The 25,269-nt window shown below is 60.1% G+C and carries 20 protein-coding genes; 12 read left to right on the top strand and 8 right to left on the bottom strand.

What is annotated here, in order from left to right:
* Positions 1-2 precede the first annotated feature (2 nt).
* Entirely contained in the window at positions 3-2,291 is a 2,289-nt protein-coding gene (locus AC1DXO_RS07230) for a sensor histidine kinase (protein WP_476977443.1), read from the bottom strand.
* Between the two features lie 369 nt (positions 2,292-2,660).
* Positions 2,661-3,353, bottom strand: coding sequence for a TetR/AcrR family transcriptional regulator (locus AC1DXO_RS07235; protein WP_476977444.1), 693 nt, complete (start codon positions 3,351-3,353; stop codon positions 2,661-2,663).
* A 168-nt stretch (positions 3,354-3,521) separates the two neighbouring features.
* Here AC1DXO_RS07235 and AC1DXO_RS07240 point away from each other — a divergent pair, with 168 nt between their 5' ends.
* The 6 genes from AC1DXO_RS07240 (at position 3,522) to AC1DXO_RS07265 (ending at position 9,488) form a co-directional block, all read left to right on the top strand.
* Complete coding sequence (locus AC1DXO_RS07240) at positions 3,522-4,406, top strand: alpha/beta fold hydrolase (protein WP_476977445.1); 885 nt, start codon at positions 3,522-3,524, stop codon at positions 4,404-4,406.
* The gene (locus tag AC1DXO_RS07245; RefSeq protein ID WP_476977446.1) at positions 4,403-5,569 is read left to right on the top strand and encodes a thiolase domain-containing protein; all 1,167 of its coding nucleotides are present in this window, start codon (positions 4,403-4,405) and stop codon (positions 5,567-5,569) included. Before AC1DXO_RS07240 ends, AC1DXO_RS07245 begins: the two co-directional genes overlap by 4 nt.
* Before the next feature lie 59 nt (positions 5,570-5,628).
* A complete protein-coding gene (locus tag AC1DXO_RS07250) occupies positions 5,629-6,216 on the top strand; it encodes a hypothetical protein (protein ID WP_476977447.1) in 588 nt (195 codons plus the stop codon).
* A 45-nt stretch (positions 6,217-6,261) separates the two neighbouring features.
* Entirely contained in the window at positions 6,262-6,831 is a 570-nt protein-coding gene (locus tag AC1DXO_RS07255; RefSeq protein ID WP_476977448.1) for a hypothetical protein, read from the top strand.
* A gap of 64 nt (positions 6,832-6,895) precedes the next feature.
* Positions 6,896-7,990: an NADH:flavin oxidoreductase gene (locus tag AC1DXO_RS07260; protein ID WP_476977449.1), complete on the top strand. Its 1,095-nt coding sequence runs from the start codon at positions 6,896-6,898 to the stop codon at positions 7,988-7,990.
* 130 nt (positions 7,991-8,120) lie between these two features.
* Positions 8,121-9,488, top strand: a complete 1,368-nt coding sequence (locus AC1DXO_RS07265; RefSeq protein WP_476977450.1) for a hypothetical protein — start codon at positions 8,121-8,123, stop codon at positions 9,486-9,488.
* Between the two features lie 62 nt (positions 9,489-9,550).
* Here the strand turns inward: AC1DXO_RS07265 and AC1DXO_RS07270 are convergent, their stop codons facing one another.
* The 4 genes from AC1DXO_RS07270 to AC1DXO_RS07285 form a co-directional block, all read right to left on the bottom strand.
* Positions 9,551-12,265 (bottom strand): tail fiber protein, encoded by a 2,715-nt coding sequence (locus AC1DXO_RS07270; RefSeq protein WP_476977451.1) that lies wholly within the window; start codon positions 12,263-12,265, stop codon positions 9,551-9,553.
* A 115-nt stretch (positions 12,266-12,380) separates the two neighbouring features.
* Positions 12,381-13,439: a M23 family metallopeptidase gene (locus AC1DXO_RS07275; RefSeq protein ID WP_476977452.1), complete on the bottom strand. Its 1,059-nt coding sequence runs from the start codon at positions 13,437-13,439 to the stop codon at positions 12,381-12,383.
* Between the two features lie 45 nt (positions 13,440-13,484).
* Complete coding sequence (locus AC1DXO_RS07280; RefSeq protein ID WP_476977453.1) at positions 13,485-14,003, bottom strand: dihydrofolate reductase; 519 nt, start codon at positions 14,001-14,003, stop codon at positions 13,485-13,487.
* Positions 14,000-14,806: a thymidylate synthase gene (locus tag AC1DXO_RS07285; protein WP_476977454.1), complete on the bottom strand. Its 807-nt coding sequence runs from the start codon at positions 14,804-14,806 to the stop codon at positions 14,000-14,002. Before AC1DXO_RS07285 ends, AC1DXO_RS07280 begins: the two co-directional genes overlap by 4 nt.
* A gap of 69 nt (positions 14,807-14,875) precedes the next feature.
* Between AC1DXO_RS07285 and ilvC the strand changes: the two genes are divergently transcribed.
* The gene (ilvC, locus tag AC1DXO_RS07290; protein ID WP_476977455.1) at positions 14,876-15,868 is read left to right on the top strand and encodes a ketol-acid reductoisomerase; all 993 of its coding nucleotides are present in this window, start codon (positions 14,876-14,878) and stop codon (positions 15,866-15,868) included.
* Entirely contained in the window at positions 15,865-17,691 is a 1,827-nt protein-coding gene (locus AC1DXO_RS07295) for an acyltransferase family protein (RefSeq protein ID WP_476977456.1), read from the top strand. The genes ilvC and AC1DXO_RS07295 overlap by 4 nt, the downstream gene beginning before the upstream one ends.
* A 377-nt stretch (positions 17,692-18,068) precedes the next feature.
* On the opposite strand, the gene AC1DXO_RS07300 is transcribed toward AC1DXO_RS07295, so the two are convergent.
* On the bottom strand, positions 18,069-18,767 hold the full coding sequence (locus AC1DXO_RS07300) for a tRNA1(Val) (adenine(37)-N6)-methyltransferase (protein ID WP_476977631.1): 699 nt from the start codon (positions 18,765-18,767) through the stop codon (positions 18,069-18,071).
* 222 nt (positions 18,768-18,989) lie between these two features.
* Here AC1DXO_RS07300 and AC1DXO_RS07305 point away from each other — a divergent pair, with 222 nt between their 5' ends.
* The 4 genes from AC1DXO_RS07305 to AC1DXO_RS07320 all read left to right on the top strand — a co-directional run bounded on the left by AC1DXO_RS07305 (position 18,990) and on the right by AC1DXO_RS07320 (position 24,369).
* Positions 18,990-20,012, top strand: a complete 1,023-nt coding sequence (locus tag AC1DXO_RS07305) for a polyprenyl synthetase family protein (protein ID WP_476977457.1) — start codon at positions 18,990-18,992, stop codon at positions 20,010-20,012.
* Positions 20,013-20,046: 34 nt separating this feature from the next.
* Entirely contained in the window at positions 20,047-21,255 is a 1,209-nt protein-coding gene (locus AC1DXO_RS07310) for an acyltransferase family protein (RefSeq protein WP_476977458.1), read from the top strand.
* Between the two features lie 114 nt (positions 21,256-21,369).
* On the top strand, positions 21,370-22,773 hold the full coding sequence (locus tag AC1DXO_RS07315) for a sensor histidine kinase (RefSeq protein WP_476977459.1): 1,404 nt from the start codon (positions 21,370-21,372) through the stop codon (positions 22,771-22,773).
* Between the two features lie 66 nt (positions 22,774-22,839).
* Positions 22,840-24,369: a helicase HerA-like domain-containing protein gene (locus AC1DXO_RS07320; protein WP_476977460.1), complete on the top strand. Its 1,530-nt coding sequence runs from the start codon at positions 22,840-22,842 to the stop codon at positions 24,367-24,369.
* On the opposite strand, the gene AC1DXO_RS07325 is transcribed toward AC1DXO_RS07320, so the two are convergent.
* Positions 24,366-25,241, bottom strand: a complete 876-nt coding sequence (locus AC1DXO_RS07325; RefSeq protein WP_476977461.1) for a TIM barrel protein — start codon at positions 25,239-25,241, stop codon at positions 24,366-24,368. The two genes, AC1DXO_RS07320 and AC1DXO_RS07325, sit on opposite strands and share 4 nt — an antisense overlap.
* Positions 25,242-25,269: the final 28 nt, after the last annotated feature.

Consider the following 25,269-nt stretch of genomic DNA (forward strand, 5'->3'; position numbering starts at 1 on the left):
GTCTATTTCCTGAACGTAATTTCGAAATGAGTGCTGTAGCCGTCGTCAACTTGATCTAGGAGCGACGCTCGACCACCATAAGCTGAAGATATGTCAGCTACAATTTTTAACCCTAGCCCAGTCCCAATCCCTGAAATACTGTCCCCATCTTGTTCAGTCGTCGTGAAGAACGGCTCGAACACTCTGCCTTTGATTTTATCCGCTACCCCGGTGCCGTTATCCTGAAAACCTACGACTATAAATTCGCCATCGTCACGTCCCGTAATCTTTAACTTGGGTTTCACCGGTTGGGCTTTGTCGATCGCCTTCGCAGCATTTGTTAAAAGATTGAATAGAACAGAGTCAAACTCGGAGGCATGCATCGCTGGTGTCATAAGATCGTATGGAACAATATCCACTTCGAACTCTATGTGGCGTTTTTGAAGGTAAGTTTTGAATTGAGTGACAAACCGGTCGACGCTGGCGTTGAGGTGGACGCGGGTCAGTGCCCTCGACCTTGTACGGGAAATCAACGCTTCAACGTAACTGCCGAGATCGAATATTCGATCGGTGGCACTTTTAATTTTACCGAGATCTTCGTGGATTAGCGCCCTCTCAGCTTCATCTTTCAACTCGTCGGTGTCAATCGACGCCAGGGCCAGGCTATTATCAACACCCGTTGTTGCGCTTTTGATTTCGTGACCAAAAATACTGATCGAAATTCCAAGCGACGCAAGGATGCGCAGCATGCTCTCGTATTCTATTGAACGATTCAATCGATCATTTACGTCCTGTTCAAACGCCTCTGCGTCCTCAAGTAATTCGCCGAGCAACTTTTCTGTGCTGCTGCTGTCGCTAGGCGACGCTTTGGGCTCGTCCGGCTTATCGGGCTCTGGCACCGAACTTCCTTCGCTTGCGGCCTCCCGTTTAAATTCCGAGAGCTTTTGTCGAATGGCTTCGGAGGGTTTGTTTGGTGCTGTAGATGTAAAACCTGGTTGGGAAGCTGTTGTCTTCCGTTTACGAACGGCGGCCACTTCAAGAACCGCCCATTCGATGCACCGGCGTGTAAAGAGCTGAAGTTCCGCAAATGCCTCATTCTCAATAAAGCCTTCTCTTGAGCTAGTTTCCTCAAGCAGTGGATTGTTTATCGAGTCTAAATCGACGTGGCCAAAGAAGCTGAAATTGTTGGCCGGGACCAAGACATTTCTTCGGGCGGCGTCTTCGGCAAGTTTTAACCAATCATCATGTGGCTCGCCGTAGGGAAGCACCCTGAAGCCGTTTCTATACACACGAACACCGCCGTAAGCGCGACCCATTTCTGCAGCTAATCGAACGGAAATGCCGGACATCGTCTCAGCCAGGTAAATGAAATATTTAGTTTGAAGCTCAAGGGGGCCAGTGAGAAAATATTTTGAATCCGATACGAAGGTTTCATCCATCCCCAATTTATCGGATTTTACTTTGAATGTGCCAACGCCACTGCCATCGACAGTACCCGTAATCTCTGCAAGCGCGTGTGCTAGAAAACTGTTCTCAAGGTTAAGATCAATCCGGCGTTTACCGCTATTTACACCATTAATACGCACACTAAATTCATCAATATTGGCGTCTTTTTTCTTTGATGCTGCAAAAGGCGGCTGCAAAAATAGAATTGATTTCCAAACTCGATCGAATGCGACCTCGGTCCACCGATCGCGAAGATCTTGAATGTTTAGAGTTGTACCGGATGTCTCAGGGTCTTTGGGATAGGTTTCAATTTCGTGCCAGACCTGATTTAAGTTTGTGCCAGCAGTGAACTCACCTTCCCAGTTAAAACGAACGCGGATGCCTTCTTTATCACCCTTCAGTCCGGTTTCGAGTAATAACGTTTTGCCTAGCCTTTGAACAGCAAAGCGCCCTATTCCTTTCCTCCCTGCGCGTCGGCGTCCGAAACGTGGTGATACCGGGTTATCACCTTTATCGTTGGTCGAAAGACGCATCCAAGTATTTCGGATTGTTTGGGCTGTCATCCCCGATCCATTATCTCTGATCACAAGGATACCACCCGGCTGATCGTAATTCGTGAAACTCACATCTACGGTCGTAGCGTCGGCATCATAAGCGTTTTTGACAAGTTCCGATAAGGCTGTTTCTTGTTTGCCGACGAGTTCAAGGCCCAGCCTATTTATGTGTTGAGCATCAACTGTGAAGCGAACGGAACCCTCAGCGCTATCAAGCAGCGCGTCACTGAGACTCGAAAGCATTCTCGGATCTGAATTCGATTTGGCTAGCTCCTTGAGGAGATCAGTTTTTGCTTGCTCGAATTTTGACATGGCAATCCCCGTCGTCGAATTTCGATGCTAAACAGTTGATCTTATTGCGGCAAGCGTTTTGAGGTTCCGTATTCGGAACGCATAGTGACAGGCATAAAATAAGCAGCTGACCGTGCAGTGAACCCACCAACTTTAGCTTTTGGGCGGCTGAGATAGCAGCGCTTATGGTCGTGTCCCTTCGAGCTCGGATCAAGTGCCTGCCGGCTGACGCAAAGCGTTGTATTTCTAGCTTAAACAATGACCGAGCGTAACAGGTATTGTACGCCAACAGGTCTGTTTTTATTACACACCTTACGCCTTGTGGCCGGCTATGGTGCATTTCCGGCTTTTCGGAAGCGGCTATCTGGGCATGGTCGAACGGCTTCTAACTTAGGCGTTTTTCGGCAGGGCCTCGAAGGCGCGGGCAAAGAAGCTGACCAGATGGCTGTAGGCGTCGATGGCATCGCCGGAGTGGCACAACCCGCCCGACAAGCGATCGATACGGCCGGTATCGGCCATGGTCAGGGTCAGGGCGCCGGTCAGCATATGATAGGCCCAGTACATGTCCTTGTCGCTAACGCCGGGCAGGGCGGCATGAAGGGCGGCGATGAACTTGGCGATCAGGCTGTCAAAGTGCGCGCTCATCATACCGGCCCATACGGCCGATGAATTGACCTCGGCGACCAGGCGGCAATAGTTGCGCCAGCCCGGATCCTGGGCGCTTTGGGCGGCCATGACCGGGCGAATGAAAGCATTGAGAATGTCCTCGACCTGGATCAGGCGGTTTTCGTTGCGGGCAAGATCCAGGGCGCTGTCGAGTGTGTCGCTGCGTTGCCGGTTGAGGATCTCGGCGCGGCGCAGGAAGACGGCGTCGAACAGGCCACGCTTGGACTCGAAATAGTAGTTCGGCAGAGCGACATCGACACCGGCCAGGTCGGCCACCTGGCGCACCGTGACACCGTAAAATCCACGCTCCGAGAACAGGGCTTCGGCGGCGTCGAGCACCAGTTCGCGTCGGCTCTGGCTGCCGGCCCCCTTAGGCAGCGGGCGTTTGCGGTCGGTTGTCTTCAGTTGTGCTTCCAAGACCGGCGTTCTCTTATTTTGTGACGGCGAACCTGTGCCATGCTGCGCCCCCCGGGTCAAATTTTCCGTCGCAATAGCGTGAATAATGGTATTCAACGTATGTTGAAAAATAGTATCGCGACAAACTATAAGAATGGGCCTAAGTACGCCGAAAACAGGGAGGTCCGGGTGCAGACCACATATAGCGACATTTGGTACCAGAGCGCCGATACACGCCTGCAGCTCTATGCCCGTGACTACGGCGGGCCCGGTATGCCCGTGCTGTGCCTGCACGGCCTGACGCGCAACAGCGCCGATTTCGAATGGATCGCCGCCCATCTGTCGCAGCATTACCGCGTAATCTCGGTCGATCAGCGCGGCCGCGGCAAGTCGCAATGGGACGACCAACCGGCCAATTACAATCCCGGCATCTATGTCCAGGACATGTTCAAGCTGATGGGCGACCTGGGCCTGGCCAGGACGGCGATTGTCGGCACCTCCATGGGCGGGCTGATGGCCATGATCATCGGCAATATCGCCCCCCAGGCTGTCATCGGCATGGTGATCAACGATGTCGGCCCCGAACTCGACCCGGCCGGCCTGGCGCGCATCGCCGGTTATACGGGCAAAGGCGTCGTGGTCGGTAGCTGGGCCGAGGCAGCGCAACGGGCCAAAGAGGTCAATGGCGTGGCCTTCCCGGACTACCATGACTATGACTGGCTCGACTTTGCGCGCCGGACCTATGCCGTCGACGGTCACGGTATCATCAAGCCGGCCTATGATCCCGCGATTGCCAATGCCTTCGCGACCCCTGAGCCTACAGTAGCACCTCCGGACCTGTGGGGTATGTGGGACAAGCTGGAGGGCCTCCCCATACTGGCGGTGCGCGGGGGCATTTCCGACCTGTTATCGGCCGATACCTTGGAGCGGATGGCCGAGCGCCATACCGGCATGCGGGCCGTTACCGTCGCCAATCGCGGCCATGCTCCCATGCTCGACGAAGGCGAGGCCGTGACCGCAATCGAACTTTTCCTCGCAGACCTTGATACGCGTTTTTGGGAGACCCGCGCATGAAAGCCGCTATCGTTGGTTGGGGCCACACCCCGTTCGGTAAACTCGACCTGTCGCTGGAAGAGATGATCCATGCCGTCACGCGGGAAGCGCTGAATGACGCCGGCATTACCGGCGAAGACGTCGATGCCGTCTGGCTAGGCAATTTCAACGCCGGCATGGTACCCGACGGTTTCTGTTCGTCGATGATCCTGAGCGCCGATGAGGGCTTGCGCTTCAAGCCGGCGACGCGGCTGGAAAACGCCTGTGCTTCGGGGTCGGCTGCGTTATACGCCGCCATGGATGCCATCGCCGCCGGCCGGATCAAGGTCGCCCTGGTCGTCGGAGCCGAGAAGATGACCGCCGTCGATGGCGCCGGCGTCACCCGCGCCCTGGGCGCCGCCAGCTATCAGCGCGAGGAAGCGGGGCTGTCGTTTCCGGAAATCTTCGCCCAGTTTGCATTGGCCTATCAGGCCAAATGGGGCGACCCGACCGAGGCCATGGCGCATATCGCCGCCAAGAACCACGCCGCCGCCGTGCATAACCCGCTGGCCCAGTTGCGCAAGCCGCTGGAGCTGGACTTCTGTCGCTATGCATCCGAGAAAAACCCGATCATCGCTGCGCCTCTGAAAAAAACCGACTGTTCGCTGGTCTCCGATGGGGCGGCGGCCATCGTGCTGGTGCGCGAGGATATGGCCGGCGATTTCAAACGTGCCGTCGGTTTCCGCGCCGCCCAGCAGATCAACGACCTGCTGCCACTGTCGGCCAAGGACCTGACGGCTTTCGAAGGACCCCGCAGGGCGTTTGCCAGGGCCTATGAGCAGGCCGGAGTCAACGTCGGCGATATCTCGTTCGCCGAGGTCCACGACTGTTTCACGATCGCCGAGTTGCTGTCGGTCGAGGCCATGGGCCTGGCCGAACCCGGTCGGGCCCGTGAGCTGGTCATCGACGGTGGCACCGGGCGCAACGGACGGCTGCCGATCAACATGTCGGGCGGGCTAAAGGCCAAGGGCCATCCGGTGGGCGCGACCGGCGTGTCGATGCACGTCATCGCCGCAAAGCAACTGACCGGTGAGGCGGGCGAGATGCAGCTGCCCGACTCGAAGCTCGGCCAGAATTTGGGCATGTGTTTCAACATGGGCGGAGGGGCGGTTGCCAACTATGTCTCGATTTTGGAAAGGTTGTGACGGGTATTGCCATATCGGCTCGCAATAGTTAAGGCTTACGTGAAATGGGGGAGGGTGCAATGTTCAGACGCATAGCCGTTGCTGCCGGATGTCTTTGGCTGGTTGTTGGTTCGGCCCACGCTGGAGCGTTTGGCATCGATATGGGAACACCTGTCTCGACGCTTAAGGTCGTTGATACTGTAGAAGCGGATGGGCCGCTGAAGGGCTATAGCGTTGTTCCACCTCTGCCGAACTCCGAATTTGAGTCTTATCTCGTTCTGGCTACGAAAGAGACTGGTGTATGCAAGGTCATAGGCCTTGGTAAGATTCATGAAAATGATAGCAGCGGCGATGATGTAAAAGCTGATTTTAAAGGCATGCTCGCCGCGCTGAGTGGTAAATACGGTGAGCCGACGTCGTATGATTTTCTAAGAGATGGCGCCCTTTGGAGCCGGGAAAATGATTGGGCCGCGTCGATCAATCAAAATGAGCGAGTCCTGGTATCATTTTGGTCGCCGAAGGCGAGCGCGTCCCAGACTATTTCCATCGTACAGTTGGAAGTTGATGCGCAAAATCTGCATGATACCTATTTGAAGCTTGTCTATGAATTTTCCAATTTCGAGACGTGTCAACAAATTAAGCAGGCAGAAGACGATCGCGGCCTCTAGGAACAGTCGCTTCAGCTACAATGTATGGCTCATCCGATTGGTGTCATGTCCGTTAACTTGCTGACCTTGTTGCAAACCCGCGGGCTGTTTCTGGCCGTACCTCTGGCTTTCATCGCCATAGGCTGTTTCATGTTAGTGCGGGCTGTCTGGGGACTCCTGACCGGTGGACCAAGGGCCGTTCAGGCACCGGGCGCGCCCTACCTGTATGATCGGCTGTATTGGCTGTTGAACCTGGTCATGCTGATCGGCTGGACCGGTTTTGCCGTCTGCTTTCTCGCTGGCATCGCAGGCGGCATGACAGGCGACAACATGCTGATATTCATGTGCTGGGCCATCTGCGCCATCGGAATCGGCCTGATGTTCTTGCTGCGCGGCGAGATGATGCTGGATGGCCAAAGATACCTGGCGCGGCACGGCTTCTATCTGTGGCGCTGGGGCCGCTCCCTGCAAGTTGCTCGGATGGAACAGCAGGCAGCCTGGCTTCGCAACCTGGTCGCAGGGGTGTTCGTCGTTATCGGTGTCGTGATCCTGGGCGTCTGTATCGCGCAGTTTCCTCGTGTCGCTCAGGAGTTCCGCGACACGGGTGACGCGATTGTCCACATTTTTGCCGAATAAATCATAACTGTCCCGGTGACAGTTAGGCTTGACGTGCCTACATCTGGGGAAACCGGAGATGCCCATGTCGCTCGCTGCCCTGTTCAAACCGTTTACGTTCAAGTCCCTGACCCTGCCCAACCGCGTGGTCATGGCGCCGATGACGCGCAACTTCTCGCCGGGCGGCATTCCGAACCAGGCCGTGGTCGACTATTACGAGCGAAGGGCCAAGGGCGGCGTCGGGCTGATCCTGACCGAAGGCACGGTGGTCGAGCGGCCGGCGTCGAAGAACGAAGCCAATATACCCTTCTTTTATGGCGATGCGCTGGACGGCTGGGCCAAGGTGGTCGCCGCCGTTCATGCTGCCGGCGGCCGAATCGCGCCGCAGATCTGGCACACCGGCATCGTGCTGGGCAACAATCCCGACTATCGCCCGACGCCGATGGATGCGCCTTCAGGCCTGACGCTGTCAGGCAAGCCGGCCGTCGAGCCTATGAGCGACGCCGATATTGCCGACACCATCTCGGCCTTTGCGCGTTCGGCAGCAGCCGCTGAACGCCTGGGCTTCGACGCCGTCGAGCTGCACGGCGCCCACGGCTATCTGATCGACGAATTCTTCTTTGCCCAGACCAACAAGCGCGACGACACATGGGGCGGCGCGACCATTGGCGAACGGACAAAGTTCGCCGCCGAAATCCTCAAGGCCGTGCGCGCTGTGGTCTCGCCCGACTTTCCGGTCATTATCCGCCTGTCGCAGTGGAAGTCGGGCCAATATGACGCGCGCAACGCCATTACGCCGGATGAAATGGAAGCCTGGCTGCGGCCCCTGGTCGACGCCGGTGCCGACATGCTGCACTGCTCGCAACGCCGTTATTGGGAGCCGGAGTTTGAGGGCTCGGACCTCAACTTTGCCGGCTGGGCGCACAAACTGACGGGCGTGCCGACGATCACGGTCGGCAGTGTCGGCCTGAGCGGGGAGTTTATCGCGGCCTTTGGCGGCGAGCGTTCGGAACCGGCTTCGATCGAAGCACTTCTGGAACGCCTGGAGCGCAACGAATTCGATCTGGTCGCCATCGGTCGCGCCCTGCTGTCCGATCCCGACTGGGTGCGCAAGGTCGAGAGCGGTACGCACGGCGATCTCAACCCATTCGAGCGCACGCTGCTTGGTCAACTCGTATAGATCATCCTAAATGTTTCCTATCTAGGCCGGGATTAGCGAAAAATTCCACCAATTGCCTGTTTAGGCATGTTGTCGCCCATGCCGCATTCCCGTATTTTGCGAACAGCTTTCGCAAACTGGGAGAACGGCTATGGGTAAGATGCGTAACAGGCTTCTGCGCGGCGTCGCCGTGACCGGCATTTCAGCCGCCATGGTGCTGGGCCTGGGCGGGCCGGGCAGCACGGAAACGACGCCGAAACAGGTGGTGACCGGACCGGTCGCCCAGTACTGGATCGATACGACCACCAGCTCCGGCTTCAATATGAGCGGCCTGCAGGGCGGTGGACGCCCGTCCATGTCGTCGATGATGAACATGATGAACGGCGGGGCGCAGCACACCATGAGCCTGCGCCTGGGCTCCAGCCAGACTGCCACCGGTGAGGCCCAGGGCGATCACCTGCCGCCGGCAACTCTCGATGCCGGCGCTGACCTGCCGCTCTATTACAAGGCACCCGTTGTCACATCCGGCCCTTCGCAGCCGCGCGACGACACGCCGTCGACACCGGAAACCTACGAAGCCCCCAAGGGCAAGATCCTGATCTTCTGGGGTTGCGGTGAACACGCACCGGCAGGCCAGCCGGTCGTTATCGACCTGGCCAAGATCACCGATCCAGCCCAGCGCACGACCCTGATGCGGCAGATGGCGCCGTCGGTCACGCTCGAGACCGTCAATCCGCCGCTGCCCAGCCATTTCAAATCGTTCGGCGAATGGCCGAACGTCAAGAGCAAGACGGGCCTGGATAGTAACAGCTCGCTGGTCGGCGCCCATACGGTCAAGGCCAACTATGCGCCGAACATCGCCTTTACCCTGGACCAGAGCCAGGACTTCCTGGCGCCGATCCAGGTCAGCGGCAACCAGAAATCGGCCTCGGGCGCCGTGCCCCTGACCTGGGCGGCGATTCCGGGTGCCAAGGGCTTTGTCGCCACCGTCATCGGCGGCAGCAAGGACGTCGTCGTTATGTGGACCTCAGCCGCATCCCAGACCGGCTGGATGGGCGTGGCGCCCGACTATATGACGCCCGGCGATATCGCCAGGCTGACGGCGTCGAAGGTGTTGCTCCCCGGCACGGCAACGGGCTGCACGGTGCCATCCGAAGTCGCCAAGGCGACCGAAGGCGCGATGTACGGCGTTACGGCCTATGGCGGCGAGACCAATCTCAGCTATCCGGCGCGTCCGGCCGATCCGAAGGTGGCGTGGAATATCCAGTGGACGACCAAGATACGCTACCGCTCGACGACCGGCGGCATGCTGGGCCAGGACATGGGTGGCATGGGCGGAATGGGTGGCACCGGCATGTTCGGCGGCAGCCATAATGATGACGACACCGCCACGGCACCATCCGGCAACGAGCAGCCGCAACAGCCCCCGCAACAGGGCGATGACGGCAAGAAGAAAAAGAAGAAGGGCAGCCTGTTCGGCGAAATCGTCAAGCAGGGCGTCGGCAGCCTTATTCCATAAAGCTCGCCATTTTCGACAGTTCAAAAACCCTGCCGGCGGTCACCGACAGGGTTTTTATAGGTTTACCACACCATGTGGGCCAGGACATCGGCCTGGACCGCATTGAGTACCGTGATGACATTGCCGCCGCCCAGGTCGATGGTGACGTTCACGCCGGTCTGGGTAATATAGCCGGCATGGGCGACGCCGCCCGTATAGGCATTGACATTGATTGTGTCGTTTTGCGCGCCCGAGAAGTCGGTGATGCTGTCTGCGCCGCTGGCGGCGAGGAACAGGAAAGTATCGGCGCCACCGCCGCCGGTGAAGGTATCATTGCCGCCATAGCCGTTCAGCGTATTGGCGCCGGTATTGCCGATGATGACATTGTCGAGCGCATTGCCCTTGATGCTGGTATTGCCGCTGCCCAGCAGGGTAACGTTTTCGATATTGGCGGCCAGGGTACCGCCAACGCTGGTCATGACCAGGTCGGTGCCCTCACCGGGATTCTCGGTGACCACATCGGCCGAGGTGCTGACATAGTAGGTGTCATTGCCCGCCCCGCCGATCATGGTGTCGGAGCCGGCGCCGCCGTCCAGCACATCGTTGCCGGTCTTGCCGTCCAGGGTGTTGTTCTCGGCATTGCCGGTGATCTTGTTACCCAGGCCGTTACCGACGCCGATCAGCGCCGTGCCGACCAGGTTCAGGCTGTCGACATTGGAATCGAGGCGGAAACTGGCCGAGGCTATGACCAGGTCGCTGCCTTGGCCCAGGGTCTCGAAGACGACATCGTCGGTATTGTCGACATAGTAGGTGTCGTTGCCGAGACCGCCATTCATGGTGTCCTTGCCAGCGCCGCCGTCGATCGTGTCGTCACCGCCCAGGCCGTTCAGCACATTGGCGGAGGCGTTGCCGGTCAGGCTGTTGGCGACGTCATTGCCGGTGCCGTTGATCGCCACGCCCAGCAGGACGAGGTTTTCGAGATTGGCGCCCAGGGTATAGTCGACCGTTGAACGCACTGTGTCGGTGCCTTCGCCGGGATTTTCATTGACCACGTCGCCCGCCGCGCCGACCGTGAAGGTGTCGTCGCCCAGGCCGCCGTTCATCGTGTCATTGCCACCGCCGCCATCGATATTGTCATTGCCGGCCTGGCCGGAAAGCGTGTTGGCGGCATTGTTGCCAAGGATGACATTGGCCTGGCTGTTGCCGCTGCCGTCGATAATGCCATTCCCCAGCATGGTGAGGTTTTCGACATTGTTACCCAGGGTAAAGCTGCGCGTGGTGATGACCAGGTCGACGCCGCCGGTCGAACCATTGTATTCGACGACCGTGTCCTTCGACATATCGGCGTAATAGGTGTCATTGCCATTGCCGCCGGTCATGGTGTCGAGGCCGGTTCCGCCGTCCATCGAATCGTTGCCTTCGCCACCCGTCAGGGTGTCGGCGCCGTCGCCGCCATTCAGGCTGTCATTGCCGTTATTGCCATTGAGCGTGTCGTTGCCGCCGTTGCCGGTGATGGTGTCATTTGCACCGCCGCCATTGATGACGTCGTTCAGGTTGCCGCCGTAAAGCGCGCCATTGCCCGAGAAGCTCAGCGCCGGAATATCGGCCATGGTCAGGGTGAAGCTGTCGCTGCCGCCGACCTCACCCAGGGCGTGGCTGCCGCCGTCGGCGCCCATGGCGACGCGGCCCTGCAGGTTCGGCAGTTGGAAGGTCGTCCGGCCGTCGCCGCCATAGGTCGTGCCCAGGAGCGAGAACAGCGCCTGGTTCTGGTTGATGGCCAGGGTCTGGCCGGCACAGAGGGCCCAGCCCTTGGGCGCGAAATTGCCGGCCCAGGCGACAATTTCGCCGAGATAGGCTTCGTCCCCGTCGGCATTGTTGACGTCGGCATTGCGGCTGGGGAAGATACCCTGCAGGCAGATGATGTAATTCAGCGCCAGGGTGGGCTGGTCGTTGTTGATCGGCTGGTTGGACCCACCCATGGCCGCGGGCATGTTGGCCTGGGTAATGCCGAGATTTTCCGAGCCCTGGACCTCGCCCAGATAGTGACCATTGCCGGCGCCCAGAATGGCGCGGCCGCGCAGGTCCGGCACGGCGAAGTTTGTGACGCCGTCACCGCCGTAGGTCGTGCCGATAATGGTGAACAGGGTTTCGTTATCGGCGATGGATAACAGCCGCCCGTCGCATTCGACATAGTCCACTGGCGAGAAATTGCCGCCGAACAGGGAGATGAAGCCGATCGTGTTCATCTCGCCGCTCATGATACCGCCGTCGACCTCGGCATTCTGGCTGGGATAGATGCCATAGACATTGATCATGTAGTGCATGGCCAGGGACGGCTGGCTGTTGTCGCCCGAACTGGTCCCCCCGGAACTGGGCGGCAGGGCGCTCTGGGTCACGACGACATCGTCAGTGCCGTAGGTCTCACCCAGGTAGCGGTCGGTCAGTCCCGGTCCCTGGTGTTCGCTGACCGGAATGCGCCCTTGCAGATTGGGCAGCGCGAAGGTTGTTTTGCCGTCACCGCCGTAGGTCGTGCCGTAGATCGAGAACAGGGCTGTGTTCTGCGAGATCGGCAAAAGCTGGCCGGCGGCATAGGCATCCTGATAGGGGGCGAAATTGCCGGCAAACATCCGCACGGCGCCCAGATAGCTGGGGGCGCTGTTGATGCCGTCGTCAATATCACCGATGGCGAATTTATGGACGGCCTGACCGTGATAGGTGTCGGCGTTGCGCGGCGGGAAAATTCCGCTGAGCGGTACAAGATAGTTGATCGCGAGGTACGGCTGATAATTGCTGGGCATGGGGGAGCTCCCTGTAATGTTTCGATCAGTTTTTTTAGAATGCACGCAGGTGTAGCACGGCACAGATACGCATAAAGTAACATTATCCCCAGCGGAGAACGAGGTCGTTGGCGGCTCAGGAGAGGGGCAGGCTAAAGGCTTTTCGAACCACTATCTGGCTTCCGGCGGTGATCGCGTAGACGCCGTAATAGGTTCCGGCAGGCCACTGGCTGGACGTCCGTTTCACGCCCGTGAATATCTGATACTGGGCCTTGTTGCGGTCCAGTGGCGGCAGTTCATTCTTTGCCAGGACAGCGCCGTCAGGTCCATACAGGGTCAGGGTCTGGATATCATTCTCAGTGAGGTTGATGCCGCGGACATAGACGACCAGGACAGGGCTGGACCGGTTTGGTGCGGCTATGCCGCCGGTTTCGATCTGATCCATGGACACCGGGGTCCCTGAAAAACCGCCATTGAGCACCTGACGGCCGCGATAGACCATCTGGTCGCGCAGTTCGGCCCGCCACAGCGTGGTGGCAGAGGCGCCGGAGCACTCGGTCGCCGTACCGAAAGGATCGACAGGCTTCTTGTCGTGGCGGACGGTCAGGTGCAGATGGACAAAGGCCGCGTCGCCGGACTGGCCGACCATTCCCAACGGCATGCCGGTCTTGATCACCTGGCCCTTTTTTACGATGACCGATCCGCGTCGCATATGGCAGTACTGCGTTTGCCAACCGTCGCCATTGTCCATGATGACGCCATTGCCGCAGGCCTTGTCCATATCGACCTTGGCCTGGTCGAAGGCGCCGACGTCGAAATCGGGTTCGCCGTCGCGCATACCCATCACCACGCCGTCGGCGGCGGCAAGGACGGCGACGCCGCGCGCCTGGGCAGCCTTGTCCGGCAGGCGGATATCGGTGCCGTCGTGGCCTTCATAGACGGCGTGCCCGCACAGATAGTCGAAAGCGTAGTCTTTTGACCGGTCATGGTCGACATATTGCTGGATGAAGCAATCCTTGCCGATGGTGCAGGCGATTGGGCTGGCCAGGCTGAAGGTACCGGGCGACTGAGTGACAACGGGCCGCACTATGTCGTCTATGGGTGTCAAGTCAGGCAAGCTGGTCTTGTCGTGCCTGGGCGAACACGCCGGCACAGCAAGTATAACCAGCGAAACGGCGAGTGCGCGAAACCTCATGGCGCGATCATAGTCGCCCGTCGGATGTCCGCAAGCCCCGGGCGATCACACTTTGTCGTAAACGGTCAGGGTGAAGTCGTGATCGTCGCCGTCTGCACGCGCAAAGTCTTCGCTGGACACGGTTTTCCACCTGGCCGGGTCGATGGCCGGAAAGTATGTATCGCCTTCGACCTGGGCATGGACATGGGTGACATATAACCGATCGGCCTTGACGAGGAGCTGTTCGTAAACATTGGCGCCTCCGATGACGCAGATCTCGTCGCCGCCGTCGTCGGCCGCATGTTCCTTGGCGATATCGATCGCTTCGAACAGGGTGCTGCACACAATCCCGCCCTCGGCCTCGAATTTCAGGTCGCGGCTGAGCACCAGGTTGAGGCGGCCGGGCAGGGGCTTTTTCGGCAGCGAGTCCCAGGTGTTGGAGCCCATGATGATCGGCTTGAACTGAGTAATTTCCTTGAATTTCTTCAGGTCCGACCGCAGGTGCCAGGGCAGGCCGCCCTTGTTGCCGATGACGTGGTTGTCGCTCATGGCCACCACGAGCGACAGTCTGATCTTGGGGGTCATACAGCGACCGGCGCCTTCAGCGCGCCGTGGGACTGGTAGTTTTCAACCGTAAAGTCGCTGAATTCAAAGGCAAAGAGGTCGCTCTTGGGGGCCATTTTCAGGGTCGGGAAGGCGTGGGGGCTGCGTTCCAGCTGGGTCTTGGCCTGCTCCAGGTGGTTTTGGTAGAGATGGACATCGCCGAAGGTATGGACGAAGTCTCCCACCTGCAGGCCGACACTTTGCGCCACCATATGGGTCAGCAAGGCATAGGAAGCGATATTGAACGGTACGCCGAGGAAGATGTCGGCCGAGCGCTGGTATAGCTGGCACGACAGTTTTCCATCAGCGACGAAGAACTGGAACAGGCAGTGGCACGGCGGCAGGGCCATGTCCTCGACCTCGGCCGGGTTCCACGCCGAGATGACGTGGCGGCGCGAATAGGGATTGACCTTCAGGTTCTCGACCAACTGCGTCATCTGGTCGATGACGCGACCGTCGGGCGCAGCCCACGAGCGCCATTGCTTGCCATAGACCGGACCGAGATTGCCGTTGCTATCGGCCCATTCATCCCAGATGCTGACGCCGTGATCGTGGAGGAATTTGACGTTGGTATCGCCACGCAGGAACCACAGAAGTTCGACGGCGATCGACTTGAAGTGGACCTTTTTGGTCGTCAGCAGAGGGAAGCCCTTCGACAGGTCGAAGCGGATCTGCCGTCCGAACAGACCCCATGTGCCGGTGCCGGTGCGGTCGTCGCGGCGCACGCCATTGTCCATGATGTCGCGCAGCAGGTTGAGATACTGATATTCGGGGTGATCAAACATGGCTGGGTGCACTACACTTACGGCGATTCTGGCGGCGATTCTGCCGTCCACTATAGCCGAGCCGCGCCCATGTCCCTAGCCGTTTATCACGATCGCGACTGCGATCTGAGCCTGATCCAGGGTTTGAAGGTGCTGGTCATCGGTTATGGCTCGCAGGGCCGCACCCAGGCGCTGAACGCCCGTGATTCTGGCGTATCGCAGATTAAGGTAGCCCTTAAGGAGGACTCGAAAACGCGTCTCAGGTGCGAGTCGGATGGCTTTGAAATCGTTACGGTTTCCGACGGTGTGCTGTGGGCGGACGTGATGGTGGTGCTGACCTCCGACGAAGCTCATGAAGGCCTGTTCCGCGATGAGATTTTGCCCCATCTGCGGTCCAATCAAGCCTTGATTTTCGCCCATGGCCTGTCGGTCAATTTCGGTCTGGTGGTGCCACCGAACGACGTCGATGTGATCCTGGTCTCGCCCAAGGGCATCGGTCCGCGCATTCGCGACCTCTATGTGGCGGGTGAGGGCGTCTTCTGCCTGTTCGGCGTTCATCAGGACGCGTCCGGCGGTGCCAAGGCGCTGGGGCTGTCCTATGCGGCGGCCCTGGGCTGCGGCCGCAAGGGCATTTTCGAGACGACGATGAAGGCGGAATGCGAGAGCGACCTGTTCGGCGAACAGGTGGTGCTGTGCGGCGGGACGCGTGAGTTGGTGACGTCCGGATTCCAGACCCTGGTCGATGCCGGTTATCCGGCCGAGGTGGCGTGGTTCGAAACCTGCTACGAGCTGAAGCTAGTGGTCGATCTGTTGTGGGAACTGGGCATGGCGGGCGGGTTCGAGAAGATCTCCAACACGGCGGAATATGGCGCCTATCTGACCGGGCCACGCATAATCAATGATGGATCGAAGGCGGCGATGCAGGACGTGTTGCGCGATGTCCAGTCTGGCGACTTCGTCCGCCGCCTGATGACGGACTATAATGCCGGCAGTCCCGACCTGCTGGCGCGACGAACGGCCGGGCGCGGTGGCTTGCTCGACCGGACCAAGGCTTATCTCGACGGTGTGGCAAAACAGGCATGAGTGCGCATCGCAGCGACATCCAGGGCCTTCGCGGGCTGGCTGTATTAGCCGTCGTGGTGTTTCATGCCGCGCCGGGCGTGCTCGGCGGCGGCTTTGCCGGGGTCGATATCTTCTTCGTCATTTCAGGCTACCTGATCACGCGAATTCTGTTGCGCGATATGGACGCAGGTGAGTTCAGCCTTGCGGACTTCTATCGCCGGCGGGTGCGGCGGCTGTTTCCCGCCCTCTATGTCATGCTGGCGGCTGTGCTGGCCCTGGGTCTGCTGATTCTGCCGCCGAAACTGCTGTCGGAACTGGTCTATACGCAGTTCTTCACCACGCTCTTTGCATCCAACTTCGCCTTTGCCCACCTGTCGGGCTATTTCGATAGCGAAGCCGGCCTGAAGCCGCTCCTCCATACCTGGTCGCTGGGTGTCGAGGAGCAGTATTATCTGCTGTTTCCCCTGCTTCTGATGGCATTGCGGCGCTTCCTGCGGCCGTGGTTGTGGTGGATATTGGTTGGTCTGGCGGGCCTGTCCTTGGTGGCGGGGCTGGCGGCCTCTCCGGAGGCAGCCTTCTATTTGCCGACGACCCGCGCTTTTGAACTGCTGATCGGGGCCTTGTGTGTTCATTTGGAACCCAGGCTCGGCCTGTCGGATAAACTGCGCCGCCAGGTATCGCTGGCCGGGCTGTTCCTGGTTGTGACGGCCTTGATTTGGCTCAAGGGCAGCCTGGCTTTTCCGGCGCCGTGGGCTCTATGGCCCTGTCTGGGGGCCGCCTGTCTGCTGGTGGCGCCGGGTGGTTTCGGCGGACGGCTGTTGTCGGCGCCACCACTGATCGCCGTCGGCGACCTGTCCTATTCGCTGTACCTGTGGCACTGGCCGCTGCTGGTCATGGGGCGGTTGGTCTTCGGTGACATCTGGTGGGTCGCCCTGGGCGCGGTCGTTACAGCGGGCGGGCTTTCGTGGCTGTCCTGGCGTTACGTCGAGACACCATGTCTGGAAATGCGGCGGCATATCTTTGTTTTCGGCGGCCTTGCCATGGCTGGATCAATCATTGCCTGCCTGGCGATCTATGGCCTGAACGGTGTACCGCAGCGCTTCAACGCGACGGAACAGGCGGCTTTCGCGGCCAGCGACGATTTCAATCACCGGCGCGGGAATTGCCACCTCGATCCCGGGGTGCGCGTCGACTATCGCGAGACCTGTGTCTACGGGAAAGGCGCGGCGACAGTTGCCGTGTGGGGTGACAGTCACGGCGCCGAACTGGCCCAGGCGATCGGTAATTTGGGCGGAGGTGTGCGCCAGATTACGGCCTCAGCCTGTCCGCCTTCGGTCGGTTATGAGATCGCCTATAACCCGACTTGCCGGGCACACAACGCCGACATGCTGCTGCACCTGAAACTGGATAAGGCGGTGACGACCGTGGTCCTGCTTGCCAACTATCAGCGTTATGCCGTTGATCACCCGGATCGCATGCTGTCGGGGCTGGAACTGGCCGCATTGGACCTGAAATCGGCCGGAAAACGCGTCGTCGTGGTCGAGCCAGTGCCAGTCTATGGCTTCGATCCGCCGTCCCAAGTCGGTCTGGCCATGCGGCTGGGGCGCGATCCGGGCGAGCTTGGTGTCTCGCGAGAGGTTTTCGAACGCGCCAATGGCCAGGTGATCGCCGAACTGGAAGATTTCACGGCCATTCACGGCATCGAGGTGCTGCGTCCGGCCGATGTGCTGTGTGGCGATGGCTTCTGCCATGTCTGGCGAGGGGGTGTCGGCGTGCTGTATTTCAACGGTCAACACTTGAGCGTGACCGGCGCCGGGTTGCTGGCGGCGGAGATTGCACAGTAGTTTCAGGTCGGGTTGATGAAGTCTTGACCGCAGATTTCGCAGATTAACGCAGATTTTTCAGTGACATATGCTGATACTCTTGGCCCTTCGCTTTTTCTTATTCCCCTCTTCCCGTTTACGGGGAGAGGCGGGGCGCCCCGTGGCGTGGCGCGGAGCGCCGGGTGAGGGGCATTCCACGGTACAAACGGTCTCTGCTGGCGTGGAAAATTTGGGTTTCTGGCTACCGCACATAGAAAGATTCGGCGGATAGTTCCGCCATGTGCTATAGCAATCGGCTGCTGCCGGAAGCGCTGCGCCGCTCGTGGAATTTGCCCCTCACCCGGCGCTCCGCGCCGGCCTCTCCCCGTAAACGGGAAGAGGCAAATTTACGATAGTTTTTACCACCCCAAACCGGCCTCTCCGCGCAGGATCGCCTCGACCTCTTCCGTGTGCTTCCGCACGCCGCCATCATGCAGCACTAATCCCGGCAGCAGGCGTAGCGGCGCCTTGCCCAGGCGCTGGGCGCGGACCAGGACTCTTTTGGCCTCCTTGTCGGCGAAGGGCTGGATCGGCCGCACGATAAAGGAACCCGCCTTGCTTGACAGGCCCGACAGAAGGTCGGCCAGGCGGTCGGCGCGGTGAATAAAGACGATGTCGCCGCCATCCTTGACCGCCGCCAGGGCAAAGTCGAGCCACGCATGAAGGCCGTCATCGGCGATCCACGCCGGGCGTTTGGCGTCATGCGGCGGGCGCAGTGCGTCGGGATCGTCGAAAAAGGGCGGGTTGGAAAAGACCAGATCGACACGATCAAGGCCCAAGCCCTTGAATCCCTTGCCAATATCGCCCGTCACGATGTCTATAGTGTCAAAGCCGTTCAGGGGCACATTGTCGCGGGCCAGGGCCGCATAATCGCCTTCGCGTTCAATGCCGGTGATGTGAAGCGCCGGGCAGCGCGCCTTCAGCGACAGCAAGGCGCCCCCGGCACCGCAGCCCAGTTCCATGGCCGACAAGGCTTTGCGGTCGGTGGCCAGCGTCGCGCAGGCCGCGGCCAGCAGGGCGCCATCCATGCCGATCCGGTAGCCGCGTGCGGGCTGCATCACTTTGACGCGGCCCCCCAACAGATGCGTAAAGGTCGCATCTGTGTCACAATGCGAAGCTGACGGAACGTCACCTGTGCCCATAACGAATTGTTTTCTGATAGATTTGCCGTCGTAATGCGGCGGTTTCGAGCAATTTCGTACCGGCTTTAGTATCGCGGCCCATTGCCTGTACCGTCAAGGCAGTTTATGGCCTATCGGATTGTGTCAGGAGTTAACGCATTGGATTCGGCCAATATCGATACTGTGCGCACGGCGAGCATCGGCAAGCCCGACGTCAAGGCGCTGATCGGTCTCACCGCCGCCGATATGGTCAAGGTCAACAGCCTGATCACCGCGCGCATGCAGTCCGAGGTTCCCGTCATTCCGGCCCTGGCCGACCATCTGATCGCCGCCGGCGGCAAGCGGTTGCGTCCCGTGCTGTGCGTCGCCGCCGCCCGCCTGTGCGGCGTGAATAACGAAAACCATCATAAACTGGCTGCCGCGGTCGAATTCATCCACACCGCCACCCTGCTGCATGATGACGTCGTCGACTCGTCGTCGCTGCGCCGCGGCAAGGTCGCCGCGCACCTGATCTGGGGCGCACCGTCGTCGGTCTTGGTCGGCGACTTCCTGTTCGCCCGCGCCTTCGAGCTGATGGTCGAGACTGGCTCCCTGCGTGCACTCGATATCCTGTCCAAGGCGTCGGCCGTCATCACCCAGGGCGAAGTCCTGCAGCTGATGAAGGCCTTCGACCTGAACCTGTCGCAGGCCGACTATATCGAAATCATCTCATCCAAGACGGCAGCGCTGTTTTCGGCAGCGTCGGAAAGCGGCGCAGTCGCCGCCGGCGCGTCGGAAGAAAAGATCACGGCGCTCTACAGCTACGGCCTCAATCTCGGCCTGGCCTTCCAGATCCAGGACGATGTGCTCGATTACCAGGGCTCGGCCGAAAACCTGGGCAAGAATGCCGGTGATGATTTCGCCGAAGGCAAGTCGACCCTGCCGTTGATCCTGGCCATGCAGGCGACGCGCGCCACTGAGGGCGCCTTCTGGGCGCGGACCATCGGCGAACGCGTGCAACAGCCGGGTGATTTCGCCCATGCCCAGAGTCTGATGACTTCCAGCGGCGCGCTGGATCAGGCGCGCGGCGTGGCCCGGGCCTATGCCGACAAGGCGCGCGCCGCCCTGTCCATTTTCGAGTCTTCACCGTGGCGGAGCGCCCTGGAGAGCCTGGCGCTGTACAGTGTCGAGCGCCAGAACTGATCGCCCGGTCGCGGAAGCTGTAAGTGACGGGGTCTTGAACAAGGATCTGGTTTCGACGCGTAACGCGGAGGCCCGGTTTTTCGAACTGGATATCCTGCGTGGCGTGGCGGCCGTGATGGTGGTGCTGTTCCATTACAAGCACTTCCTGCTCGATGATTTCGGCAATTTCGACTATCTCCACATGCCGCTCTACAGTGTGCTGGCGCCGGTCTATGTCTACGGCCAGTCGTTCGTCGAGCTGTTCTTCTCGATTTCTGGCTATGTCTTCTTCTGGCTTTACGCCGAGGCGGTGGCGCAACGCCGTGTCGATCTGCGCAGCTTTTTCATCGCCCGGTTTTCCCGGCTGTATCCGCTGTATTTCGTGACCCTGGTCGCCGTGGCGCTGATGCAGTGGTGGTTCACGGCGCGCTACGGCCATGGCTACATCTATCCGCACAACTCCGCCGGAAATTTCACACTGAACCTGTTCATGGTCCACCAATGGCTGCCCCATGCCGAGCTATCGTTCAACGGTCCATCTTGGTCGATCTCTGTCGAGGTGTTTCTGTACGCCGCCTTCTTCACCCTGTGCGCCTTCCGTCTTAACCGGCCGCAGATGATCGCCGGTGTGGTGCTGTTCGGACTGGCGTTCAAATATCTGCAGCCGCAACCAGCCGCCGATTTTGCGCGCGGCATTCCCAACTTCTTCCTTGGCGGCCTGATCTTCTACGTCGTCCGCTATCTGCGCGAACTGGGGCGTGAAGCCCTGGTGAAACGCATCGACGACGCATTGTTGTGGGTCGTGCCGGTCCTGTGGGGGCTGATGTATCTGCGAACCCATCCGTCCATCTGGCTGCCGGTCGAGGACTGGCTGGAAGGCCACGGGATCGGTTCGCGGTCGTTTCTGTTCACCACCGACAGCTTTGTCTATGTCCTGGTGCCGCTGACCCTTCTGGCGCTCGGATTACGTCAAGGGAGATGGCTGGATTTCGAACGCCTGAAAGCCTGGGCCTGGGTCGGCGACATCAGCTATTCCCTGTACCTCATCCATTTTCCTTTGCAGTTGTTGCTGATGCTGGGGCTGGCGGGACTGCCCTTCACCACGCGCGCCGTGTTGTTTTCGTCGCCGGTCGTATTCGTCCTCTATATGGGCGTGGCCATCTGGCTGGCACGGGTCAGTTTCAATCGCTTCGAGATGCCGATGCGCCGGTTCTTGAAGACTTGGCTGAACCGGCGCCTGCTGCCGGGCGCGGCGGTTCTGTAAAGCTCGCTTCGGGGGCGAGTTTACAGTCGCGGGCTCAACTGGTATCATCTATTTTCGGGGTGGGGTGCCGGCGGGGCAACGCCTGGGACCTACCAGAGTTCAGGCTTGTCAAGCATGTCTTTATCGCGCCGCATCCTCATCCTGGTCGCTGGTTTTGTCGCCATGGCGCTGGTCGTCATGGGGCTGGGCCTGACCACCATCACCGACTATAATCGCATGATGGCCGAATACAGCCGGGTGTCGGAAAATGCCTACAACGGCGAGCGTCTAAACTACCTGATCAGCAATGTCGTGATGGAATCGCGCGGCATCTATCATGCCGCCTCACCCGATGAAGCCCAGGAATTCGCCGGCCGGCTGGGCGATAATCTCGACATGATCGAGCACCTGTTAAAGCAGTGGCGGGCAGACGGCACGGCGGGCAATGATATCAATCTCGACCTGCTGGAAGCCAGGACCCGTGACTTTGTGGCGACGCGGCGTGAATTGGCGCGTGTCGGCGTCGAGGTGTCGCCGGCGGCCGCAGAGGCGATCGGCATCCGCACGCGGTCCGAACGCATCCAGTTCCAGCAGGAAATCGACGCCATTGTCGCCCTGACGCGCGACACGCAACTGGCTGTTGGCGGCCAGGTACAGCGTTACGGCCGCGACCGTATGGTGGGCTTTGTCGCCGTGACCTTGCTTGGGATCGCGGGGGCGACTGCACTGAGTTTATGGCTGGTCTCCCATTTCATCACGCGCGAAATCAACCGTACCCGGCTGGCCGAAGAGAATCGCGAGAAGCTGCTGAAGGAGCTGATGGAGTCCAATACCGAATTGGAACGGTTTGCCTATGTCGCCTCGCACGATATGCAGGAGCCGGTTCGGATGATCCATATCTACAGTCAACTGGTGGCCAGTGACTATGCGGAGTCGCTCGACGAAAAAGGTCGTACCTATCTCGGTATTATCTCCGGTTCGGCCACGCGCATACAGACCATGGTGCGCGATCTCCTGCACTATTCGCGGCTGCGCAACGCGCGCGGCGAGGAAACGGCCTTCGAATTGGGCGAGCAGGTCAAATATGTCCGGGCCAACCTGGCGCAGCTATTGGCGGATACAGATGCCGTGGTCGAGGACGGCGTCCTGCCGCAGGTGTGGGGCAATCCGGTGCAGATACAGCGCGTGCTCGAAAACCTCGTCGGAAACGGCATCAAATACCAGCCGCCCGGGCAGGTGCCCCACGTTAAATTCTCGGCCGAAGACCACGGCGAGCGCTGGATGATTGCCGTCCAGGACAACGGTATCGGCGTGCCGGCGGAATTCGCAGCCCAGATCTTCGAGCCCTTCCGCCGGCTGTGCACCTGGGACCAGTATCAGGGCACCGGGCTGGGCCTGTCGATCTGCCGCAAGATCGTCGAGCGACATGGCGGTACCATATGGGTAGAATCAAAGCCGGGCGAGGGGGCGCGCTTCTGTTTCACCCTGGCCAAGCCGCCTGCCGTGGCGCACGGCATTCCCGTCAGCGCCGCGGCGTAACGGCTGTTGCCCGGCGTGATGGTTTTGCTCTACACCCGATAAGCGATTCCATTTTTGGGGACGACCATGACCGACCTGCCCGGCGCCTTTGTAGGCCAAGCCACAGCACCTGAAATCCTGCTCTACAGCCGCGCCAACCGCCATGGCCTGATCGCCGGAGCGACCGGTACCGGCAAGACCATAACCCTGCAGATTCTGGCCCAGGCTTTTTCCGATGCTGGCGTGCCGGTCTTCGCCGCCGATATCAAGGGCGACCTGTCGGGGATTTCGCAGCCGGGAACGCCCAATGACAAGCTGCTGGAACGCGCCAAGGGGATGAACCTCGACCTGGTGCCGTCCGCGGCGCCCGTCGTGTTTTGGGACCTGTACGGCGAAAAAGGCCACCCGATCCGCGCCACCATATCCGAGATGGGGCCGCTGCTGTTGGCCCGTCTGCTCGATCTCAACGATGTCCAGGAAGGCGTGCTGAATATAGCCTTTGCGGTGGCGGACAAGGAAGGCCTGCTGCTGCTCGATCTGGCCGACCTGCGCGCTATGCTGAAATACCTGTCGGATAATGCGAAGGAAATCGGCTCGACCTACGGCCAGGTGTCACCGACGACCATCGCCACCATCCAGCGCAACCTGCTGACCCTGGAAAATCAGGGCGCGGCCCAGTTCTTCGGCGAGCCGGCTCTGCGCCTGGAAGACCTGATGCGGACCAATATTTCCGGCAAGGGCTATGTCAATATCCTGGCTTCGGACAAGCTGATGCAGAATCCGAAGCTGTATTCGACCTTCCTGCTATGGCTGATGGCCGAGCTGTTCGAGGAACTGCCGGAGGTCGGCGATCCGGAAAAGCCGCGGTTGGTCTTCTTCTTCGACGAGGCCCACCTGTTGTTCAGCGAGGCGTCCAAGGCGCTGCAGGACAAGATCGAACAGGTGGTGCGTCTGATCCGTTCGAAGGGCGTCGGCATCTATTTCATCACCCAGAACCCGGCTGATGTGCCGGACGACGTGCTTGGGCAACTGGGCAACCGGGTGCAACACGCCTTGCGCGCCTATACGCCTTCGGAACAGAAGGGTTTGCGGTCGGCGGCGGATTCGTTCCGCCCGAACCCGGCCTTCGATACGCTGGAAGTGCTGCAGGCCCTGGGAACCGGCGAGGCCTTGGTTTCACTGCTCGACGAAAAGGGCCGGCCGAACATCACCGACCGGACGATGATCCGGCCACCGGCGTCGCGCATGGGCCCGGCGACCGAGGCCGAGCGGGCGGCTATTATTGCTGCGTCACCGGTATCCGGCGCCTACGACACCATGAAGGACCGCGAGTCAGCCTATGAGATCCTGGCGGGCCGGGCAGCAAAAGCCATGGCCGACGCGCCGCCACCGCCGCCGAGCCAGGCCGAAAAAGCCGCGGCTCACGCGGCCGAGGTGGCAGCCCGCGACGAGGAACGCAAACGGCTGGCTGACGAAAAAGCGCGCGCCAAGGCAACCCAGCAAACGGTCAAGGTCGTGACATCGGTAGCTGTGCCGATCATCCGCTCGGTCGGGATTGCCATTGTCGGGCAATTGATGCGCGGCATGTTCGGTAATTCCTCGCGCCGGCGGCGTTAAATTAATCCCGCTGCCTGGGACAGGGTGACCGCGTCGGCAGCGGCCTTGGCATCGTCCTTGTCGAGCGGGAAATATTCCAGGCCCATCGGACCCAAATAGCCGGCCGCGCGGATGGCCTTCAGCAGGTTGACGTGATTGACCTCACCGGTGCCGGGCTGGTGGCGGCCGGGAACGTCGCCCAACTGGATATAGCCGACACAATCGATGCCGGCGGTGAATTTCTCGATCAGGTCGCCGTCTTCCAACTGCATATGGTAGAAATCCCATTGCAGCTTGATCATCGGTGATTTGACGGCGCGGATCATCCCGACCGCCGGGCGAGAGCCGTTGAGCAGGTGGCCGGGGTGGTTGACTGCGTTGAACGGCTCGACCAGGGCCATGATGTTGGCAGCTTCCAGCAGTGGCGCGATACGCATCAGGCCCGCCGTATAGCCGGTCAGCATGGCTTCACGCGACATGCCGTCGACCACATGATGGCCGACCAGGGTGATCATACGGCAGCCCAGCGTGGCGCAGTCGGCAATGGTCTGGTGGATCATGTCGATCAGGGCGCCGTGATTGCCGGGATCGGAAAAATTGGGCGCTGGGGGCGCATATTGCGTACAGGTCAGGCCATGGGCGTCGAGCAGAGCGCGGATCGAGGCCGCTGTGCTGACGTCCTTGCGGTTGGCCGGCCAGAACTCGACCTGGGAAAAGCCAAGACCGGCCGCCATGGCAAAGCGTTCCGGGAAGGGCGCTTGCGTGAACCATGTGTCGAGATTGCAGGCGAAGGGCTTTAGCGCGGCCTTGGTGTCGGGCTTGGCCGTGGCGCTGCCGGCCAGGGCTATACCGGCCAGTCCGGCCATAAAGGCTGTGCGGCGTGTGGTGGTCATAGGCGTCGTCCCTGATTATGATTTACCG

It is taken from the genome of Asticcacaulis sp. P2_C5 (assembly GCF_056404555.1).

Excerpts from the sequence above, each read along its gene's own strand:
- AC1DXO_RS07260 (WP_476977449.1), top strand. The coding sequence starts at position 6,896 with ATGTCGCTCGCTGCCCTGTTCAAACCGTTTACGTTCAAGTCCCTGACC.
- AC1DXO_RS07285 (WP_476977454.1), bottom strand. The coding sequence starts at position 14,806 with ATGTTTGATCACCCCGAATATCAGTATCTCAACCTGCTGCGCGACATC.
- ilvC (WP_476977455.1), top strand. The coding sequence starts at position 14,876 with ATGTCCCTAGCCGTTTATCACGATCGCGACTGCGATCTGAGCCTGATC.
- AC1DXO_RS07295 (WP_476977456.1), top strand. The coding sequence starts at position 15,865 with ATGAGTGCGCATCGCAGCGACATCCAGGGCCTTCGCGGGCTGGCTGTA.
- AC1DXO_RS07230 (WP_476977443.1), bottom strand. The coding sequence starts at position 2,291 with ATGTCAAAATTCGAGCAAGCAAAAACTGATCTCCTCAAGGAGCTAGCC.
- AC1DXO_RS07280 (WP_476977453.1), bottom strand. The coding sequence starts at position 14,003 with ATGACCCCCAAGATCAGACTGTCGCTCGTGGTGGCCATGAGCGACAAC.
- AC1DXO_RS07265 (WP_476977450.1), top strand. The coding sequence starts at position 8,121 with ATGGGTAAGATGCGTAACAGGCTTCTGCGCGGCGTCGCCGTGACCGGC.
- AC1DXO_RS07270 (WP_476977451.1), bottom strand. The coding sequence starts at position 12,265 with ATGCCCAGCAATTATCAGCCGTACCTCGCGATCAACTATCTTGTACCG.
- AC1DXO_RS07245 (WP_476977446.1), top strand. The coding sequence starts at position 4,403 with ATGAAAGCCGCTATCGTTGGTTGGGGCCACACCCCGTTCGGTAAACTC.
- AC1DXO_RS07255 (WP_476977448.1), top strand. The coding sequence starts at position 6,262 with ATGTCCGTTAACTTGCTGACCTTGTTGCAAACCCGCGGGCTGTTTCTG.
- AC1DXO_RS07250 (WP_476977447.1), top strand. The coding sequence starts at position 5,629 with ATGTTCAGACGCATAGCCGTTGCTGCCGGATGTCTTTGGCTGGTTGTT.
- AC1DXO_RS07325 (WP_476977461.1), bottom strand. The coding sequence starts at position 25,241 with ATGACCACCACACGCCGCACAGCCTTTATGGCCGGACTGGCCGGTATA.
- AC1DXO_RS07275 (WP_476977452.1), bottom strand. The coding sequence starts at position 13,439 with ATGAGGTTTCGCGCACTCGCCGTTTCGCTGGTTATACTTGCTGTGCCG.
- AC1DXO_RS07315 (WP_476977459.1), top strand. The coding sequence starts at position 21,370 with ATGTCTTTATCGCGCCGCATCCTCATCCTGGTCGCTGGTTTTGTCGCC.
- AC1DXO_RS07320 (WP_476977460.1), top strand. The coding sequence starts at position 22,840 with ATGACCGACCTGCCCGGCGCCTTTGTAGGCCAAGCCACAGCACCTGAA.
- AC1DXO_RS07300 (WP_476977631.1), bottom strand. The coding sequence starts at position 18,767 with ATGCAGCCCGCACGCGGCTACCGGATCGGCATGGATGGCGCCCTGCTG.